Annotated in this window: 11 protein-coding genes and 1 other RNA gene; 6 read left to right on the top strand and 6 right to left on the bottom strand. The window is 65.3% G+C overall.

Annotated features, from left to right (window positions below; all coding sequences use genetic code 11):
- On the top strand, positions 1–221 hold a 221-nt coding region (locus tag AC5O77_RS11955), incomplete at its 5' end, for an IS3 family transposase (RefSeq protein WP_494506876.1).
- Here AC5O77_RS11955 and AC5O77_RS11960 read toward each other — a convergent pair.
- On the bottom strand, positions 176–802 hold the full coding sequence (locus AC5O77_RS11960) for an RHS repeat-associated core domain-containing protein (RefSeq protein ID WP_494506882.1): 627 nt from the start codon (positions 800–802) through the stop codon (positions 176–178). The genes AC5O77_RS11955 and AC5O77_RS11960 overlap by 46 nt on opposite strands.
- An 803-nt stretch (positions 803–1605) precedes the next feature.
- Between AC5O77_RS11960 and AC5O77_RS11965 the strand changes: the two genes are divergently transcribed.
- The 3 genes from AC5O77_RS11965 (at position 1606) to AC5O77_RS11975 (ending at position 3706) form a co-directional block, all read left to right on the top strand.
- Positions 1606–2712: a DUF3667 domain-containing protein gene (locus AC5O77_RS11965; RefSeq protein WP_478058214.1), complete on the top strand. Its 1107-nt coding sequence runs from the start codon at positions 1606–1608 to the stop codon at positions 2710–2712.
- 68 nt (positions 2713–2780) lie between these two features.
- Complete coding sequence (locus AC5O77_RS11970) at positions 2781–3224, top strand: hypothetical protein (protein ID WP_478058213.1); 444 nt, start codon at positions 2781–2783, stop codon at positions 3222–3224.
- Between the two features lie 38 nt (positions 3225–3262).
- On the top strand, positions 3263–3706 hold the full coding sequence (locus AC5O77_RS11975) for a GNAT family N-acetyltransferase (protein WP_478058212.1): 444 nt from the start codon (positions 3263–3265) through the stop codon (positions 3704–3706).
- 56 nt (positions 3707–3762) lie between these two features.
- Here the strand turns inward: AC5O77_RS11975 and AC5O77_RS11980 are convergent, their stop codons facing one another.
- On the bottom strand, positions 3763–14643 hold the full coding sequence (locus tag AC5O77_RS11980; RefSeq protein WP_494506877.1) for an autotransporter-associated beta strand repeat-containing protein: 10881 nt from the start codon (positions 14641–14643) through the stop codon (positions 3763–3765).
- Positions 14644–15000: 357 nt separating this feature from the next.
- Entirely contained in the window at positions 15001–15318 is a 318-nt protein-coding gene (locus AC5O77_RS11985; protein WP_010483859.1) for a DMT family transporter, read from the bottom strand.
- Between the two features lie 300 nt (positions 15319–15618).
- Between AC5O77_RS11985 and ffs the strand changes: the two genes are divergently transcribed.
- Positions 15619–15715: signal recognition particle sRNA small type (ffs, locus tag AC5O77_RS11990), an RNA gene on the top strand.
- Positions 15716–15793: 78 nt separating this feature from the next.
- On the opposite strand, the gene AC5O77_RS11995 is transcribed toward ffs, so the two are convergent.
- Genes AC5O77_RS11995 through AC5O77_RS12005 form a run of 3 tightly spaced genes read right to left on the bottom strand, consistent with a single transcriptional unit; the run spans position 15794 to position 17696 of the window.
- Positions 15794–16183, bottom strand: a complete 390-nt coding sequence (locus tag AC5O77_RS11995; protein ID WP_134951058.1) for a nuclear transport factor 2 family protein — start codon at positions 16181–16183, stop codon at positions 15794–15796.
- Positions 16180–16947, bottom strand: coding sequence for an MBL fold metallo-hydrolase (locus tag AC5O77_RS12000; RefSeq protein ID WP_478058210.1), 768 nt, complete (start codon positions 16945–16947; stop codon positions 16180–16182). The genes AC5O77_RS11995 and AC5O77_RS12000 overlap by 4 nt, the downstream gene beginning before the upstream one ends.
- Positions 16947–17696, bottom strand: coding sequence for a 3-deoxy-D-manno-octulosonic acid kinase (locus AC5O77_RS12005; protein ID WP_049400634.1), 750 nt, complete (start codon positions 17694–17696; stop codon positions 16947–16949). Before AC5O77_RS12005 ends, AC5O77_RS12000 begins: the two co-directional genes overlap by 1 nt.
- Before the next feature lie 20 nt (positions 17697–17716).
- Here AC5O77_RS12005 and AC5O77_RS12010 point away from each other — a divergent pair, with 20 nt between their 5' ends.
- Positions 17717–18763 (top strand): glycosyltransferase family 9 protein, encoded by a 1047-nt coding sequence (locus AC5O77_RS12010; RefSeq protein WP_478058209.1) that lies wholly within the window; start codon positions 17717–17719, stop codon positions 18761–18763.
- Positions 18764–18772: the final 9 nt, after the last annotated feature.

Raw genomic sequence — 18772 nt, forward strand, 5'->3', positions numbered from 1 at the left:
GCGCCGTTGGACATTGCGGCGACAACGCCGCCTGCGAAGGCTTTTTTGGGCTGCTCAAGCGTGAGCGAGTCTATCGAACGAGCTACCCGACACTGGATGCAGCAAGAGCGGATGTGTTTGACTACATCGAGCGACGCCACAACCCAAGGATGCGGCGAAGGGTCGCCAGGCAGGATCAGAAGGTTGCAGCTCTTTTAGAACCGTCCGTGATATCGGGGTAGAACCCGGCTACAGCCTTTTCAGCCCGAGCGCCTTGCGCCGCGTTCTCGGCCATCCTGACGGCCTTGATCGTTGCCCCGGCGCCGCCTGGCACAAATGGGACAGCAGCTGCCAGAGAATCGACGGCCACGCCAATCGAATCAACGACACCTGCACCAATATTGCCTTCGCTAAAGTTTGAGTAGGCGCTGGTTGCCCCCAAGGTAATGTTCGCAACATCCCACACGGTTTCGACGATGCGACCGTCCGGATCTTTGAATTTGTATGGATTTCCGTTCGCATACCGATACCGATTGAACTGCCCCACAGGCTGCTCATACGCCGTCACCGGGTCTACGGACAGGAAGACACCCAACTGCGGATCCATATACCGCTGCTGCATGTAACTTAGCCCGGTAGCCGCATCACTCACATGTCCTGTGTATCCAGGCCCATCCGTGACCTGCCCACCGACCACCGCCCCATAGGGCTCATAGTCATAGCGCTTGATCACCTTGCCACTGGCATCGCTCTCTGCAACAACAGAACCGAGCGCATCGGTATGAATGTAAGTGACGGTCTGCGCGCTTACGGGCGGCACCATGGACAGCCCCACCAACAGCACACAGCAAAGCCAAGCACCAAGGGCCGTCAGCTGCCGAAAAGACCTCTTCCATTCCCTGAAGTGGGTAAGCCCCCCACCTGCCGCTCCGAACCTGCGCATCCTTCCTCTCCCTGAAAGAGCCTTCCAGCAAGGCTTTGCATTGATAGCACAGGAATGGGCTGGCCAGGTATCGCTGGACCACTGATGGCACAGTCGTTATCTGTGTTCCCTGCGCACCTCGAGAAGGCCCGTCCGACCTGAATGCCCTCAAAGATTCACTGCCGCCGTAGGGCACAGAATTCAATGTGCCATTCGACAGAGCGAACGGCTACAATGCCCGGGGCACAAAACAGGGCACACTCCCGGTTTGTGAATGCCAAGCGGTTCAAGGGGTTGGGTCGGACTCAACTGGATCCCCCTCTCTCCGCCAGACAAACGCAAAAGGGCCGCCCACAGGGTGGCCCTTTTGCGTTTGTCTGACGGATGGGATGGGTGGTGAGAAGCCACGCCGGGGTTCGACGGTTCTGCAGGAGCAGAACCGGACCGCCGCAGGCGGGTCCCGAGGCGCAACGCGCATCGGGATCGGGTGCATGGATGCACACGACAATCCCCCTCTCTCCGCCCCTGTCGGGGCAGCCCCTCAACAGAGGGACTTGTTCCTCCAGATCCATCAGTAGATCCACGCCACGCGTGGATGCTTTTGATCGCCTTACGCACGCTCGTTGGCACTCCAAAACAAAGCTGAACGAAACCTGAAAATTCGCTATCGTAGGCGCCTTCATCCGACGCCTGGCCCATTGCCCATGAGTTCGACCGACAGCGCTCACGCCGACTGCGAGAACTGCAACACCGCCCTGCAGGGCCACTACTGCCATCGCTGCGGGCAATCGGCGCACAACCCGCTCAAGCACGTGGGCCATGCCATCGAAGAAGTGTTCGAATCCTTCTGGCACCTGGACGGGCGCATCTTCCGCACGCTGCGCGATCTCTGGGTTCCCGGCCGCATCACGCAGAACTACCTCAAGGGCCGCCGGGTCGGATACGTGCAGCCTTTGCGGCTGTTCGTCATCCTCACCCTGTTTACGTTCTTCATCGGCAAACTGTTCGTGCACGTCGACGACATCCGCATGGGCGGAGGCAATTCGCTGTATGCCAAGTCCATCACCGTTGAACAGGTCGAGGCCGCACGCGCGAAACAGCTGACGATGATCGATCAACAGCAGGCCAGCTCACCTGCTACCGGCAACGCCGGCTTCGCCATGGCCAGAGCGGCGGTGAATGCGGCAGCCGCACAGCGCAAAGCCGAGCTCACCGGCGCCAGCAAGGAGGTCGCCACGACCGAGTCCGGCACCTTCTTCAACCACACCGTCAACGGCAAACCGTGGGACGCTGACACCAACCCCATCGTGGTGGCAGGCTGGCCCCGGTTCGCCAACAACTGGCTCAACAAGCGCCTGCACAACGGCAACGCCAACATCCAGCGCATGGGGGGCAAGACCGATCTGTACATGCAGGCGATCCTGACCGCATTGCCCGGTGCCCTGTTCTTCCTGATGCCGGTGTTCGCGCTGGTGCTGCGCATCGCCTACATCCCGCGGTCGATGGGCTATCTGGAACACCTGGTGGTGGCGCTGTACAGCCACTGCTGGCTGATGATGGTGCTGCTGGCAACCTTCCTCATCGCCGGCATCAGCAGCGCGCTCGCATCCCCTGCCTTCGCCGCCGCCAGCCAATGGCTGTATGCCCTGCTGTGGCTGGCGGTCCCGGTCTATCTGCTGTGGATGCAGCAACGCGTGTATGGCGGCAACAAGGCGCTGACCGTGTTGCGCTACCTTGCCATCGGCGGCGTCTACCTGTTCCTGGTGAGCTTCGTGGTGATGTATGCGGTGCTGGCGGGAATCTCGGCCTGAATGTCGCGAACGACCTTGAGCTACATCAGCAGCCGGTATTCAATTGCGCTCCCCTGAAGGAAGCCGCCATGAGCCAACGCCCAAACCTGATCGCAATTGAGCACGACGACTATCATGCGGAACACGTAGGACAGACCGCCGACGGAAAGCAGTTCTTCCTGACGACCCCCTTCGTCCCCAGCTCCAGCGAAGGCGGCGGCGAGTACATTGCGCTCTATTTGTTCGACAACGCTGGAAACCTGCTTGAGGCCCGCATCGACGAACTTGGCCAGCGTGCAACCATGGACCGGGCAGAACGCAGGCGCCTGTACGAGGCGCGCCTGCTTGAGCTGGGCGAGGTCACCTATCAGAGGATCAACGTCGCTCCATTTGCTCTGGAACGCTTTGGCACTACCTTCGGCCTCGTAGTGCGACAACCCGTTGAGAAGGACGACATCTGGGCGGTTGAAATGCAGCCGGGCAACTACATGGCTTTCTTCGAGCCGTGGGACAGCGGAATCTATGACACCTGATTTACGCCTTTGGGCCCCGGATTGAGAAACACAGCCCCATGAACCTCCGCCTCTACCGACCCGCAGATGCCAGCGCCTGCCTGTCGATTTTCGACAGCAACGTGCCCACCTACTTCGCGCCCGAAGAGCGCAGCGACTTTGAACGCTTCCTGCGTGAGCAGGCCATGGACTGCGCCTTCCAGGTGATCGAGCGCGACCACCACATCGTGGCCTGTGGCGGCCTGTCGCGACGCAGCGATGGTAGTGCCGGCTTCTGTTGGGGCATGGTGCAGCGCGCGCTGCACCGGCATGGACTGGGACGCGAACTGGCGCTGGCGCGCCTGCGCCAGGCCGAAGCGGATCCCTCGATCAATCGGGTCACGCTCAGCACCAGCCAGCACACCCAGGGCTTCTACGCTGGCCTGGGCTTCCAGGTGATACGTGTCGTGACCGATGGCCACGGTGCCGGGATTGACGCCGTGGAAATGGAACGGGTGCTGTAGCCTCCCGCAGCCGGTAGATCCACGCGGAGCGTGGATCTACCGCTGGCCCGCTCCCCTCAGAAACCCACGCGCAGGTTGATCTGCCCGCCGACGTCGCGGCGACCGTCGCCGTGCTGGCCCTGCACGAACATCGACAGCTGGCTGTTGCGGCCGAGCCCAACCGCCACGCCCAGCTGGCTGACCAGCGCGTTGCGTGCCATCACCGCGCTGTACACATCGAACGCATTGCCGCCGACCGCGAAGCGGTTGCGGCTGGCCACGTCGGTGTCACCCGAAGCATGCTGCCAGCCGAGGCCGACCGTCAGCTGTGCCGGGAAGCGCTCGCCGCTGCCCACGTCCCAGCGGCCCCGCACGCCCACGGTGCTGACATTGAGCGTGTCCTTGCCGCCTTCCAGCTCCAGCGCAGCAGTGCCGCCCTGCTCCACCGCGCGATCACTGTCGACCCAGTGCTTGGTGAACTGCACGTACGGCTGCAGCTGGGTCCTGCCGTGGGTCCAGGTCCAGCTGCCCTCCACCTGGGCGATGGTCACATCCGAGTCCTGGCGGCTGTACAGGGTCTGGCCCAGCAGCGGCACCTCACGCGTGGTGCGCGTGCGGTAGTCGCCGCGCGACACGCTGCCACCGACCGCAAAGCCGTTGTTCCATTGGCCCTGCGCATACAGGCCGAAGGTGTTGCCACGCAGGCGGGCGCGCGAGCTGCGATCGTACAGGCGCGTATCCAGCCGTTCGTTGCCGGCCGCTGCACCCAGCACCACGTGCTCGCCCAGCTGCCAGTCCACGCCGGCCATCAGCGCATTGCGGTTGGAGCGGATGTCGTCGCCGTTGCCATCACCATCCTGCCTGAACACCTTGCCGCTGCCGGCCAGCCAGGCCGAGGCACGCTCACCGCGCACGGTCGGCAGCTCACTGCCCAGACGCTGGCGGATACCCTCTTCCAGGTAATTGTCGTACAACAGCACCGCACGGCTGGCCGCATGCACTTCACCGGACAGCTGGTCGAAGGCCGCGCGCGCGGTACCCGCGTCATACATCAGCAGCGTGTTGTACAGGCTCAGCGCCGGACCACTCTGCGGCAGGCTGTCCAGCGCTGCGGCGGTGTTGTACTGGTTGCGCGTCTTCGCCGCCGTGGTGAAGGCTGCGGTCTGCGCCACATCGATCTGCAGATTGGCCGTGTTCGCCGTGTAGACCGGGGTGATGGTCAGGAAGGCCGACGGCGTCTTCGCCGAAGCGAACTGCCCGCTCACGCCACCGCCCGCATTGACCACGGTGTACTGCTGGCCCTGCTGGTAGCTGGTGCTCGGCGAGATGGTATTCACCTGCACGCTGCTGCCACCCACGTTGGCACTGCCACCCACCTGCACCGTGTCGCTGCCGGTGGCACCCAGATCGATGCCCAGCGTGCTGCCCGGCGACAAGGTCAGGTTGCCACCCACCGTGATCGTTCCGGTGCCATTGCCCGCACCGCTGCCATTGCCTGGGCCATTACCCGGCGACAGCACGCCGCCACTGGATACCGTCACGCCACCACCGGTACCCCCGATGGTGCCGGTGCCGGACAGCGTGGTACCGCTGCCGATGGTCCACTGGCCGCCGATGTTGCCGGTGACATTCAGGCCACCGCCGGTGACCTGGCCGGTGCCGCTGAAACCACCACTGTTGCCGCCGAGATTCAGCCCGCCCGGGCCGGCCTGCACGATGCTGCCACCTCCGCTGATGGTGCCACCCAGCGTGGTGCTGCTACCGGTGTTGATGATCAGCCCACCGTTGTTGGTGATGTTGCCGGTGATGGAACCGCCGGCCCCACCGTTGCCCACCTGCACGGTGCCGCCCGCATTGATGGTCGTGCCACCGGTATAGGTGTTGTTTCCGGTAAGCGTAATGGTGCCGTTGCCAGCCTGGGTCAGGCCACCGCTGCCACTGATGGTGCCACCCACGGTGGTGTTGCCACCGACGTTGAACACCAGGCTGCCGTTGTTGCTGACGTTGCCGGCAATCGACCCGCTCGCGCCGCCGTTGCCCACCTGCAGCGTGCCGCCGGTGTTGATGGTGGTGCCGCCGGTATAGGTGTTGTTGCCGCCCAGGATCAGCGTGCCGCTGCCGGCCTGGGTCAGGCCACCGCTGCCGCTGATGGCTCCGCCGACGGTGGTGTTGCCACCCACGTTGAAGATCAGGCTGCCGTTGTTGGTGACGCTGCCGCCAATCGCACCGGTCGCGCCGCCATCGCCCACCTGCAGGGTGCCACCGGCAGTGATGGTGGTCGGGCCGGTGTAGGTGTTGTTGCCGGTCACGGTCAGCGTGCCACTGCCGGCCTGGGTCAGGCCACCGCTGCCGCTGATGGTGCCGCCCAGCGTGGTGTTGCCCGCGACGTTGGACACAAGCGTGCCGTTGTTGGTGATGTCGCCGACGATCGAGCCGGTCGCACCACCGTTGCCCAGCTGCAGCGTGCCGCCGGCATTGATGGTGGTACCGCCGGTGTAGATGTTGGTACCGGTCAGCACCAGCGAGCCACTGCCCGCCTGGGTCAGGCCACCCGCACCACTGATGGTGCCTCCCAGCAGGGTGTTGCCAGCGACGTTGGAGATCAGCGAACCATTGTTGGTGATGTCGCCAGCGATCGAACCGGTCGCTCCACCATTGCCCACCTGCAGCGTGCCACCGGTATTGATGATGGTACCGCCGGTATAGGTGTTGTTGCCGACCAGCGTCAGCACGCCGGCACCGGCCTGGGTCAGGCCACCACTGCCACTGATCGCGCCACCGACCGTGGTATTGCCCGCCACGTCGAACACCAGGCTGCCGTTGTTGGCGACGTTGCCGGTGATCGCACCGGTCGCACCGCCATTGCCGACCTGCAGCGTGCCACCGGCATTGATGGTGGTACCGCCGGTGTAGGTGTTGTTGCCGGTCAGCACCAGTGTGCCAGCGCCGGCCTGGGTCAGGCCACCACTGCCGCTGATGGTGCCGCCCAGCGTGGTGTTGCCCGCCACGTTGGACACCAGCGCGCCGTTGTTGGTGATGTCGCCGACGATCGCGCCGGTCGCACCGCCATTGCCGACCTGCAGCGTGCCGCCTGCATTGATGGTGGTACCGCCGGTGTAGGTGTTGTTGCCGGTCAGCACCAGCGTTCCGCTGCCAGCCTGGGTCAGGCCACCGCTACCGCTGACCACACCGCCTACGGTTGCGATGGTGCCCAGGTTGTAGACCAGGCTGCCGTTGTTGGTGATGTCGCCCAGCACCGAACCGGAGCTGCCGCCGTTGCCGATCTGCAGCGTGCTGCCACCATTGATGGTGGTGCCGCCGGTATAGACATTGTCACCGCTCAGGGTCAGCGTGCCGGTGCCGCTCTGCACCAGGCCGCCGGTGCCACTGAGCACACCGCCGAAGGTGGTGCTGCCGTTGTTGCCGCCGGTGGTCAGGGTCGCACCACCCAGCACCACGCTGGATCCGGCTACGCCGGCCAGGCCACCAATGCTCTGGTTGCCACCGGCACTGATGTCCAGCGTACCGGCACCGGTCAGATTGACCGTGCTCGCACCCGACAGGGTGCCACCGGCCGCCACCGCCAGCGTGCCGCTGTTGATGGTGGTGTTACCGGTGTAGGTGCTGGCACCGCCCAGGGTGACCGTTGCTGCGCCATCCTTGAGCAGGCCGCCAGCGCCGCTGATAGGGCCGTTCAAGGTCAGCGCGTTGCTGCCGGCAAGGGTCAGCGTGCCGCTGGCCAGCTGCACGGTATTGGCCAGGGTCAGCCCGCTGGTGCCGTCCAGGCTGGCATTGCCGCCCACGGTCAGCGTGCCGGTTCCCAGTGCATTGTTGTTACCCAAGGCAAGGCCACCGGCGTTGAGTGCCACGCCACCGCTGAAGGTATTGCTGCCGGTCAGGCCCTGGATGCCAGCACCATTCTTCACCAGGCCACCGGTACCGGTAATGTCACCAGCGAAGGTCGTGTTTCCTACGCCATTGAGGGTCAGCGTGCTGCCGCCGAGCGCGACCGTACTGCCGGTAACACCGGCCAGTGATCCGATGCTCTGCGCACCACCGGCAGAAATATCGAACGCTGTTCCGGCGTTGGCCAGTGTCACCGCGCCATTCGCTGCCAGGCTTCCTCCGGCGCCAATCGCCAGCGTGCCCGCATTGATGGTGGTGCCACCAGTGAAGGTATTGGCACCGGTCAGGGTCTGGGTGCCGGTGCCTTCCTTGATCAGCCCACCGGTGCCCCCCACCGAACCACTGAACGTGCCATTGACGGGACCACCAATGGTCAAGGTGTTGCCGCCCAGGTTCACCGTGCCGTTGCCGATCAGGGTACCGAACTGCTGCGTGCCGCTGCCCGCCGACAGATCGAAGGTCGCACCACTGGCCAGGTTGACGATGCCACTGGCATTCAAGCTCGCGCCGGCGCCCAATGCCAACGTACCGGCATTGATGAAGGTGCCACCGGTATAGGTATTGGCACCGTTCAAGGTCAGCGTTGCCGCGCCCTCCTTGGTCAGCGAGCCGGTGCCACTCAGGCTGCCGTTGAGGGTGAGGTTGTTGCTGCCGAGCACGGTCAGCCCGGCGTTGAGGACGAAGTTGTTGGCCAACGTCACCGCAGTGTTCGAATCGAGCGTACCGTTGCCACCCACCGTTACCGCCCCGGTGCCCAGCGCAGCATTGTTGCCGACCACCAGGCCACCGGCATTGAGCGTTACACCGCCACTGAAGGTGCTGGCGCCGTTGAGGGTCTGCACGCCTGCGCCGTTCTTGACGAGGCCACCATTGCCGGTGATCGCACCGTTGAACGTGCTGTCTACCGTGCCACCCAGGGTCAGCGCGCTGCCACCGAGTGCCACCGTGCTGCCGGCCACGCCGGCCAGCGAACCGATGGTCTGGTTGCCCGCAGAGATATCGAGGGTACCGGTACCTGCCAGGTTCACCGCGCCGGTCGACGCCAGGCTGCCGCCAGCACCGATGGCCAGCGTGCCGCTGTTGATGGTGGTGCCTCCGGTGTAGGTATTCGCACCGGTCAGGGTCACGGTGGCCGCACCATTCTTGATCAGCTCACCGGTACCGGAAACCATGCCGCCCAGGGTCAGTGCATTGCTGCCCAGCAGGTTGAGGTTGGCACCTGATGCCAGCGTGATGTTGTTGGCCAGGTTGGCCGCGGTCGAAGCATCCAGCGTAGCGCTGGCCCCCACCGTCAGCGCACCGCTGCCGAGCGCGGCGCTGTTGCCGACCACCAGGCCACCGCCGTTGAGCGCCAGGCCGCCGTTGAACAGGTTGGCGCCGCCCAGCGTGAGGATGCCGGTGCCGTTCTTGACCAGGCCACCGGTGCCGGAAATCGCGCCGTCGAACACGCTGTTGCCGTTGCCGCCGAGGATCAGCGACTGCGCGCCCAGAGTGACCGTGGAGCCGGTCACCCCGGCCAACGAACCAATGGTCTGGCTGGCACCGGACGTCGAGATGTCGAAGCCGGTTCCCGCTGCGGTAAGTGTCACTGCACCGGTGGCCGCCAGGCTGCCGCCCGGACCGATCGCCAGTGTGCCGGCATTGATGAAGGTGCCGCCGGTGTAGGTGTTGGCACCGGTCAACGTCTCGATGCCCGCACCGACCTTGGTCAGGCCACCCGTACCTGCGATAGAGCCACTGAAGGTGCCATTGGTCGCACCGCCGACTTCGATCGAATTGGCGCCCAGGTTGACCGTACCGTTGCCGACCAGGGTGCCGAACACCTGCGTGCCACTGCCGGCCGACAGATCCAGCGTCGCGCCGGTGGCGAGGTTCACGGTACCGCTCGCCGCCAGGCTGGCACCGGCACCCAGCGCCAGTGTGCCGGCGTTGATGTTGGTACCACCGGTATAGGAGTTGATACCGTTCAAGGTCAGCGTTGCGCCACCATCCTTGGTCAGGCTGCCGGTACCGGAAATCACCCCGTTGAGCGTCAGCGCATTGGTGCCCAGTACGGTCAGGCCTGCGTTGAGCGCGATGTTGTTGGTCAGTGCTGCCAGGCCGGTGGTGTCCAGCGTGGCGGCACCGCCGACGGTCAATGCACCCGTGCCCAGCGCCGCGTCATTGCCGAGCACCAGCCCGCCAGCGTTGAGCGTCACGCCGCCGCCAAACGTGTTGGCGCCGGACAGCGTCTGCACGCCCGCGCCCACCTTGACCAGACCGCCACCACCACTGATCACGCCGTCGAAGGCGGCATTGCCGGCCGTGCCGAAGGTCAACGAATTACCGCCCAGCGCCAGCGTGCTTCCGCCCGCACCGTTGAGCGCGCCGATGGTCTGGCTGCTGCCGGCACCGGAGATATCGAAGCCAGCGCCTGCGCCCAGCGTGACATCACCCGCCGCGGCAAGGCTGCCACCTGTTCCCAGTGCCAGCGTACCGGCGTTGATGGTGGTACCGCCGGTATAGGTGTTGGCACCGGACAGCGTCAGCGTGGTGGCACCGTTCTTGATCAGGCTGCCGTTGCCATCGATCACACCCGACAGCGTCAGCGCATTGCTGCCCGGCAATGTCAGTGCGACACCCGAGCCCAGCGTGACCGCATTGCCGAGCGTCGCTGCAGCACCCGCATCCAGCGTGGTGCTGGTATTCACCGCCAGCGTGCCGGAACCGAGTGCGCCGTTCGCGCCGACCACCAGGCCACCACCGTTCAAGGTCAGGCCGCCACCGAAGGTATTGGTGTTGTTGAGCGTCAGCAGGCCTGCACCGTTCTTGATCAGGCTGCCGGCGCCCGCCACCACACCGCTGAGCGCGACATCGCTGCTACCACCCAGGGTCAGCTGGGTGCCCGCGCCGAAATTCACGGCGTTGCCCAGATTCAACGCAACCGTGCTGTCCAGGCTGACGTTGCCACCGATCCCCAGCGCGCCCGTACCCAACGCACCCGCATTGCCCAGCACCAGGCCACCCGCATTGAGTGCCACGCCACCGCTGAACGTATTGGCACCGGACAGCGTCTGCACGCCAGCACCGACCTTGATCAGCCCACCGCTGCCGTCGATGACACCGGCAAATGCGCCGTTGCTGGCCCCGCCGAAGGTGAGCGATTGCGCGCCCAGGGTCACCTGGCTGCCGGCGACGCCGTTCAACGCCCCGATGGTCTTGCCCGCCCCCGCTGCGGAGATGTCCAGTGCAGCACCGGTGCCAGCAAGATTCACCGCCCCGGCCGCGGCCAGGCTGCCACCTGCACCCAGTGCAAGCGTGCCGGCATTGACCGTAGCGCCCCCGAGGAAGGTATTCGCACCGGACAGCGTCAGCGTCGAGGCGCCGTTCTTGATCAGGCCACCGGCACCACTCACCACACCGCTCAGAGTGAGATTGCTGCTGCCCGGCAGGGTCAGCGTATTGGCGCCCAGGTTCACCGCATTGCCCAGCGAAACCGGCGCGCTCGCATCCAGCGAAACATTGCCGCCGATGTTCAGCGCCCCGGTACCGAGCGCACCGTTGGCGCCCACCGACAGGCCACCTGCATTCAATGCAAGACCACCGCTGAAGGTGTTGCTGTTGTTCAACGACAGCACACCGGTGCCGGTCTTGATCAGGCTGCCGGTACCCGACACCAGCCCGCCCAGTGCGACGTTCTGGTTGCTGGTCAGGCTCAGCTGCGCACCAGCGTCCAGGTCAATGGCGTTGGCCAGGTTCAATGCCACCGAACTGTCGAGGGTGGCGTTGGCGCCCACTGCAAGCAGACCGGTTCCCAGCGCGCCGGCGTTGCCCAGCATCAGGCCACCACCGTTGAGCACCAGCCCACCGGCGAAGTTGTTGGCGCCGTTGAGCGTGAGCGTGCTGGCGCCGTTCTTGACCAGGCCACCGGCTCCGGAAACCACCCCGCCAAGCGTGATCGCCTGCGAACCCGGCAGCGACAGCGCAGCCCCACTACCCAGAGTGACATTGTTGACCAGGTTCAACGCCGTGCTGCCATCGAGCGATGCATTGCCACCCACGCTCAATGCGCCCGTCCCGAGTGCACCGCTGTTGCCCAGCAGCAGGCTGCCGGCATTGAGGTTCAGGCCGCCGTTGAAGGCATTGGTGCCGTTCAAGGTCAGCAGCGAGGCACCGTTCTTGGTCAGGCTGCCGGTGCCGGTGATGTTGCCGCCCAGGGTGAGGTTCTGGCTGCCCGGCAGGGTCAGCACCGCGCCAAGGTTGATGGCATTGCCCAGATTCAGTGCTGCGGTTGCGTCGAGCAAGCCATTGCCGCTGACCGTCAATGCGCCGGTACCGAGTGCACTGCCGTTGCCCAGCAACAGGCCACCGGCCGCCAGGTTCAGGCCACCACTGAAGGTATTGGCGCCGCTGAGCGTCTGCGTGCCCGTTCCCTGCTTGACCAGGCCACCGGTACCGCCGATCACGCCGCCGAATGTCTGGTTGGTGGCATCACCGAAGGTGAGCGTGCTGCCGCCCAGCGAGAGGATGCTGCCTGCCGCACCGGACAGCGCACCGATGGTCTGGTTGCCGCCGAGCGAGATGTCCAGTTCGGCGCCGGCCCCCGCCAGGCTCACCGCCCCGGTGGCCGCCAGACTGCCGCCACTGGCCAGTGCCACCTTTCCTGCGTTTACGTTCAGACCGCCGGTGAATGCGTTGGCCCCACCCAGCGTGAGCGTGGAGGCGCCGTTCTTGACCAGGCTGCCGGTACCACCGATCACGCCGCCCAGCGTCAGCGCGTTGGAGCCCAGCACATTGAGCGAACCACCCACCCCCAGGTTGATGCCGTTGCCCACGGTCAGTGCCGAGCTGGCATCAAGCGTCACCGCGCCACCGACGTTCAATGCGCCGGTTCCCAGCGCACCGCCGTTGCCGAGCACCAGTCCTCCAGCCGTGAGCGACAGCCCTCCACCAAACGTGTTGGCGTTGTTGAGGGTCAAGGTGGCCGCGCCGTTCTTGACCAGGCTGCCGGAGCCACCGATCACGCCGTTGAAGGTCAATGCCTGGTTCCCGGACAGATTGAGGATGCTGCCCGCGCCCAGATTGACCGCGTTGGCGAGAGCGAGCGCCCCGGTGCCATCGAGAGACACGTTGCCGCCAACACTAAGTGTTCCAGTACCCAGCGCGCCTGCATTGCCCAGCAGCAGGCCACCGCCGTTGAGCGTGACGCCACCTGTGAAGGTATTGGCGCCCGACAGGGTCTGGGTACCCGTACCGACCTTGACCAGCGCGCCGCCGACACCGCCGATGACGCCGGAGAAGCTGGTGCTGGTGTTCAAGCCACCCAACGTGAGGCTGCGCGCGCCAAGGTTGAGCGCACCGGATCCGGCGAGTGAGCCGATGGTCTGGCTGGCCGCAACCGAGAGATCGAGGTTGGTACCTGCGCTCAGCGAGATCGCACTTGTCGGCGACAGGCTGCCACCGGCGCCCAATGCCAGCGCACCACCGGTGACCGCGAAGGAGCCCGTAAGCAGGTTGGCACCATTCAAGGTGAGGGTACCCGGACCCGCCTTGACCAGGTCGCCAGCGCCGGAGATCGAACCATTCAGGCCCAGCGCGTTGCTGCCCAGCAGGTTGAGCGTGCCGCCACCGTTGATGACGAGGTTGTTGCCCAGATTGAAGTTGGCCGAGGTATCGAGCGAAGCGTTGCCACCGACGGTCAGATTGCCGCTGCCGAGCGCACCGGCATTGCCGAGCACCAGGCCGCCGGCATTGAGGTTGACGCCACCGCTGAACAGGTTCGCACCGCCCAGGGTGACGATACCGGTGTTGTTGACCGTCAGCCCACCGGTACCGGATAGCACGCCACTCAAACCGAAGCCTTGAGCACCGCCCAGGTTCAACCCGCCATTGAGGGTGAAATTGTTGCCCAGCGACAGGCCTGCACCACTGGCCGCGATCGAGCCGCCAGTGACGGTAAACAGGCCGGAACCGAATGCGGCGTTGTTGTTGAAGTTCACCACGCCACCACCGAGGGTGATCGCGCCCGTGCCCGACCACGGCCCCTGCAGGTTCCAGGTGCCGCTGTTGACGGTGAGCTTCTGGAAGCCGATGTAGTTGGTCCAGCCGATGCTCGACGCAGGCCCGTTGTTACTGGCGTTGTCCTGCAGCACCAGGGTGTTGTTGGCGGCACCGGTGCCGATGCCTGCATCAACCGTGCCCGCCGCTGCGACCTTGACCCCGGTTACGCCGGCGAGCAGGCCTGCAGGTGCGCTACCGCCACCGGTAACCACGGTGGACCCTGCCACGGCAGTGAAAGTATTGCCGCCGGTGGAATCACCCAGATGCACACTGCCCGAGATCGTGCCCGAATTGGTGAACGTATTGCCTGTCGAAGCACCCAGGCCGACACGACCGGTGATGCTGCCACGGTTGGTCACGTTTGCCTGTGCTCCGCCATAGGTCACCACCGACGTCGCATCCGCAAGCTGCCCTATCCCCAGCAGCGACATTCCAATCGAACCATCATTGACCAGCGTGGTGGTCCCACCTGCGGCATTCTGCGCGGTGACCGCCTGGCCGCCGAAACCCAGCAAAGTGCCGATGTTGAAGATGCCCTTGATCTGGCCGCCAGTCTGGTTGTTGACCGTGATCGCGCTGCCACCGGCGGTGTTGTTGCCGACCACCAGGCCGGCCGCGGCCAGGCTGAGACCACCGGTCAGGAACGGATCGATCGTGCCGGCGTTGTTGACCGTGGTGTTGCTGCCGCTCAACGTCACCGCATTGCCGCCCAACAGCAGAGGCACGCTGAACACCGCGCCATTGGCGATGTTCAACGTCAGGCCGCTGGTCGGGTTGACGTAGTTGTTGATGTTGGTGGAGCTGTCGCAGTTGACGGTCGTGGTGCCGGTGCACGCTGCGAACGCCGAACCACTGGCCAGCGTGGCCGCCAGCGCGACCGCCAGCTGGTGCGCCCTCAATCGCGGCACCCGCCCTGCGCAGACCGCGCTTCCGCCGGGATTCTGGGTGACCTCCGAAGCAACCTGCATTACGCCGAGGGCGCGATTGAAAACCAGACGGTAAATGCGGTTCATCGGTAAATCTCCATGAAAAGACCGGATGGCACTGCAGGCAGGTTTTTTGAAGACAATGCGGCCCACCCCGGCTCCCGACACGGGAACAAGGCCTGGCGTCATTAACTTCTGAAAATCTTCACATCTTCACGCGACCGCACCTGGAGAAGGCAGGTCAACGTGTCCGTCAAGGCGAAAACTCCCCGATTTCGCATGACGAATGGCGGCACTGTGCGGCCGATGGCGCCAGCGGCATGTGAATCACGCTCGTTATTTTCATGACGCACGTCAAATAAAACGGGCGGACAAAATGGTTTTGCCGAAAATGCATACACCTGCAGCAGGCGGAGATTCCTTTCTCCGCCCAACTAAATGCATTCAGCTGCTCGAGAGTTTCATCAGCACCAGGCCGGAAACGATCAGCACCGCCGCACCGATCCGCATCGGGCTGACCTGCTCACCGAGGAAGACGATGCCGACCACGAACGCACCGACCGCGCCGATGCCGGTCCAGATCGTGTAGGCGGTGCCCAGCGGCAGGCTGCGCATGGCCACCGCCAGCAGCCAGAAGCTGGCGATCATGCCGATGATGGTGACCACGGTAGGGGTGAGCTTGGTGAAGCCTTCGGACTGCTTCATGGACACGGCCCAGACGATTTCCAGCAGGCCGGCGAACAACAGATAGATCCAGGCCATGACAGCCCTCCTCTTGGTAGGGCCAGGCCGTCCTGGTCATTGATTCCCGATGTGGGGGAGGTCGTTCCTCCTGGCCGGCATTCTAGCAACGCCGGTCGGCGCGGGGCGTTGCCGGCAGACGCGGGTTACAGCCGATTCAGTGCACGAAGCTGGCGTCGATGTACCTGCCTGCGCTATAGTTGCCGTCTGCCATCGGCCAGCCGATGTGCAGTCCGGCTGTGGTCTCCGGCGCATCGCGCGCTGCTTCCCCTGATCCGTGAACCGGCCGCCCACTGGGCGGCCAACGTCTCTATGGTGGCCCCGTCGGCCCCTCGCGACGCTAGGTCGAAAATCCCGCCAGGGCCGGAAGGCAGCAACGGTATCGATCGACGCGGGCGCCGAGGTCAGCCGGCGGGGCCATCGCCTTTTCGGGCGTGGCCCCACTTCTGGTAGCTGCCAATCTTGGTTGGCGCTTTTCGCCGGGCATGGCCCGGCGCTACCGCGCCTCAGGCGTGCCCTGGTGAAACACCACCCTCCATTCCTGCGCATGCCGTCGCCACAGCGAACTGCGCAACACCCAGCCCTGGGCCTGGCCATCAACGTGATAGCGGCTGCGGTAGCGCACCTGGGCCAGATCCTCGGCCAACAGCCACACCGCGTACTGTTCCGATTCGATCAGCACCTGCGCGCGCTCCAGCGGGATCTCCTGCAACGCCGCATCACGGCCGTAGCATTGCCCGGAACTGCCGATCTCGCTGAAATCCTCGTCCAGAAGTGCCGCCAGTTGCTCGCGATCGGCCCGCACCTGCGGCGCATGCAGCGCGCGTTCCAGCGCCTCCAGCTCGGCAGCCAGCGCCGCGTCGGCGGGCTGGCCAGCACCGCTCACGGCGGATCCTGCACCAGCACGTGCGCTGCAGTGGGGTTGGCCAGCGGCACGCACTGCCCCGGCTGCGCCACACGGTGCCCCCGCGCGGCCAGCGCCTGGCCGTCGGCCGCGCTCGCATAGTGGTAGAGCATCATCCGCGCCTGCAGTTCGACGCTGTACTCGCGCTCCAGGTCGTCCACGCCGGTGTGCGACGGGTTGCCGTGCAGGCCGCAGTCGTGCGCGATCAGTTCATTGTCGTTGGCGAAGCGGGCCAGCATCTCCGGAATCGGCCGGGTATCGCCACTCCAGGTCAGCGCACCCTGCAGGCGCAGGCCATAGGCCGTCTCCGGCCAGTGGTGGCGCACCGGGAACACTTCCAGGCGTACGCCCTCATGCCAGAACGCATCGCCCACCACGATCAGCTGGAACGCATCCCAGAAGTTGGCACCGCCCTCGGCCAACACGTTCGGGTAGTCCCCGATGCGCTTGTGCAGCAGCGGCACCACGGTGGCAGGCACATACAGGCGCACCTTGCCGCGCCGGTGCGCGTTGAAGAAGGTATCGACGAACAGGCGCTCGAAGCCCGCTACGTGGTCCAGGTGCACATGGGTGACGAACAGCGCCTCCGGCATGTGCCCGTAGTGCGCCTTGAACGCGGTCAGGCCTTCGCCGCCACAGTCGATGGTCAACCACGGCCGACCGTCCCGTTCGATCACCGACATCGGCGACCCCAGCTCGACCGCCGACGCATTGCCGACGCCGAGGAAACGCAACGACCAGTCCATCAGGTGCCCCGGTTCCAGGCCATGTCATAGGCGCGGCGCAGCCGCGCGTAATCCTTCTGCACGTCTTCCATGCTGCGCTCGCCGCGCAGCTTGATCAGCGAGCGCAGCAGGCGCTTGAGATTGCGTTCGCGCCAGGCGGTCGCCGGGATGCGGATCACCCCGCGGTCGAAGTCGATCAACCAGCCGTGGCCGTTGCCGTCGAACAGGATGTTGTGCGCATTGAGGTCGGCATGGTCCAGGCCGGCACGATGGAAGCGGGCGATCAGCCGCCCGGTCTCCTCCCACGGTGCGCCCCGGCCCGCGACCAGCGCGCGGTCGGCCAGCGAACGGACACCCTCGATCCGCTCCATCAGGATCGCAGCCCGGTAGCGCAGGCCCTCGCGCATGTAGAACGCCGCCAGTGGCCGGGGCACCGGCAGCTTTTTCTCGCGCAGCGCGCGCATCAGCCGGAATTCGGCGAAGCTGCGCGTCCGGTCCGCGCCCCGCCAGAGGTACTGGTCATGGCTGATCTTCGCCGCCAGGCCACCGCGCAGGTAGTGGCGCAGCACGCTGGCGCCGAACGGCGCATCGACGAACCAGGCGCTGCCACGACCGCCCTCGCCCACCGGCCGAGCCCTGCTGCCCCAGTGCTGGGGCGAGAACAGGCCGATCTCGGCTTGCCGCAGCCGCTCGCGGTCGAACAGAATGGCCCCGATGCCGCGACCCTCGCGGCATGGCGTCAGCGCTTCATTGGCGTCGAATGCGACCATTTCATTGAGTCTAACAACACATGGCATCAGCGTCCTCCTCCTTGTGCCTCCTGCGCCTGTCCGCACTTGGCGATGTCACCCACGTGGTGCCCCTGGTGCGCACCCTGCAGGCTGCGCGCCCGGATACGCCGATCCACTGGATCATCGACAAGGCCGGCCACAAGCTGCTCGACGGCCTGCCCGGTGTCACCTTCCATGCCTACGACAAGAAGAGCGGCATGGCCGGGGTCAAGGAACTGCGCAGGCAGCTGCCGCCGGGGCGCTTCGAAGCGCTGTTGCAGATGCAGGTGGCGTTCCGCGCCAACCTGCTGTCGGCCTTCATTCCCGCAGAGCGTCGCATCGGCTATGACCGCAGCCGCTCGAAGGACCTGCATGGTCTCTTCATCAACGAACGCATCCCCGACCGCCCCGGCATCCATGTGCTGGATGCCATCGGCAGTTTCTGTGAACCCCTTGGCCTGCGCCAGACCGAGGTCAGCTGGGACCTGGCGGTGCCACAGTCCGCGTATGAGTGGGCTGCCGCGCAATGGCAGGACGATGGCCGCCCGGTGTTGATGATCTCGCCCTGTTCCAGCCACGTGCGCCGCAACTGGTATGCAGACCGCTACGCCGCCGTGGCCAACCACGCCGCACAGCGCGGTTGGCAGGTGGTGCTGTGCGGAGGCCGCAGCGAACTGGAGCGCAGCATGGCCGATGCCATCCAGGCGCAGCTGCACACACCGGCGCTTGACCTGGTCGGCAAGGACACCTTGAAGCAGCTGCCGGCGCTGCTGGCCCGCGCCAATCTGGTGATGAGCCCGGACTCGGGCCCGATGCACATCGCCAACGCGATGGGCGCCAAGGTACTGGGCCTGCACGCGGCCAGCAACCCGAACCGCAGCGGTCCCTATTCCGACCGCCGCTACTGCGTGGACCGCTACGACGATGCTGCGCGCAAGTACCTGGCCAAGCAGGCCTCGGATCTGAAGTGGGGCACCAAGATCGAGTTCGACGATGTGATGGAACTGATCACCGTGGAAGACGGTATCGCTGCATTCGAACGCTACGTCGCCGACCACCTGGGGTGAGCGGCGGGC

It is taken from the genome of Stenotrophomonas sp. INTA L402-1 (assembly GCF_059295135.1).

Bases quoted from the DNA above. Each gene is read 5' to 3' on its own strand.
- AC5O77_RS11960 (WP_494506882.1), bottom strand. From the start codon at position 802: ATGGTGCCGCCCGTAAGCGCGCAGACCGTCACTTACATTCATACCGAT.
- AC5O77_RS11965 (WP_478058214.1), top strand. From the start codon at position 1,606: ATGAGTTCGACCGACAGCGCTCACGCCGACTGCGAGAACTGCAACACC.
- AC5O77_RS11970 (WP_478058213.1), top strand. From the start codon at position 2,781: ATGAGCCAACGCCCAAACCTGATCGCAATTGAGCACGACGACTATCAT.
- AC5O77_RS11975 (WP_478058212.1), top strand. From the start codon at position 3,263: ATGAACCTCCGCCTCTACCGACCCGCAGATGCCAGCGCCTGCCTGTCG.
- AC5O77_RS11980 (WP_494506877.1), bottom strand. From the start codon at position 14,643: ATGAACCGCATTTACCGTCTGGTTTTCAATCGCGCCCTCGGCGTAATG.
- AC5O77_RS11985 (WP_010483859.1), bottom strand. From the start codon at position 15,318: ATGGCCTGGATCTATCTGTTGTTCGCCGGCCTGCTGGAAATCGTCTGG.
- AC5O77_RS12000 (WP_478058210.1), bottom strand. From the start codon at position 16,947: ATGGACTGGTCGTTGCGTTTCCTCGGCGTCGGCAATGCGTCGGCGGTC.
- AC5O77_RS12005 (WP_049400634.1), bottom strand. From the start codon at position 17,696: ATGGTCGCATTCGACGCCAATGAAGCGCTGACGCCATGCCGCGAGGGT.
- AC5O77_RS12010 (WP_478058209.1), top strand. From the start codon at position 17,717: ATGGCATCAGCGTCCTCCTCCTTGTGCCTCCTGCGCCTGTCCGCACTT.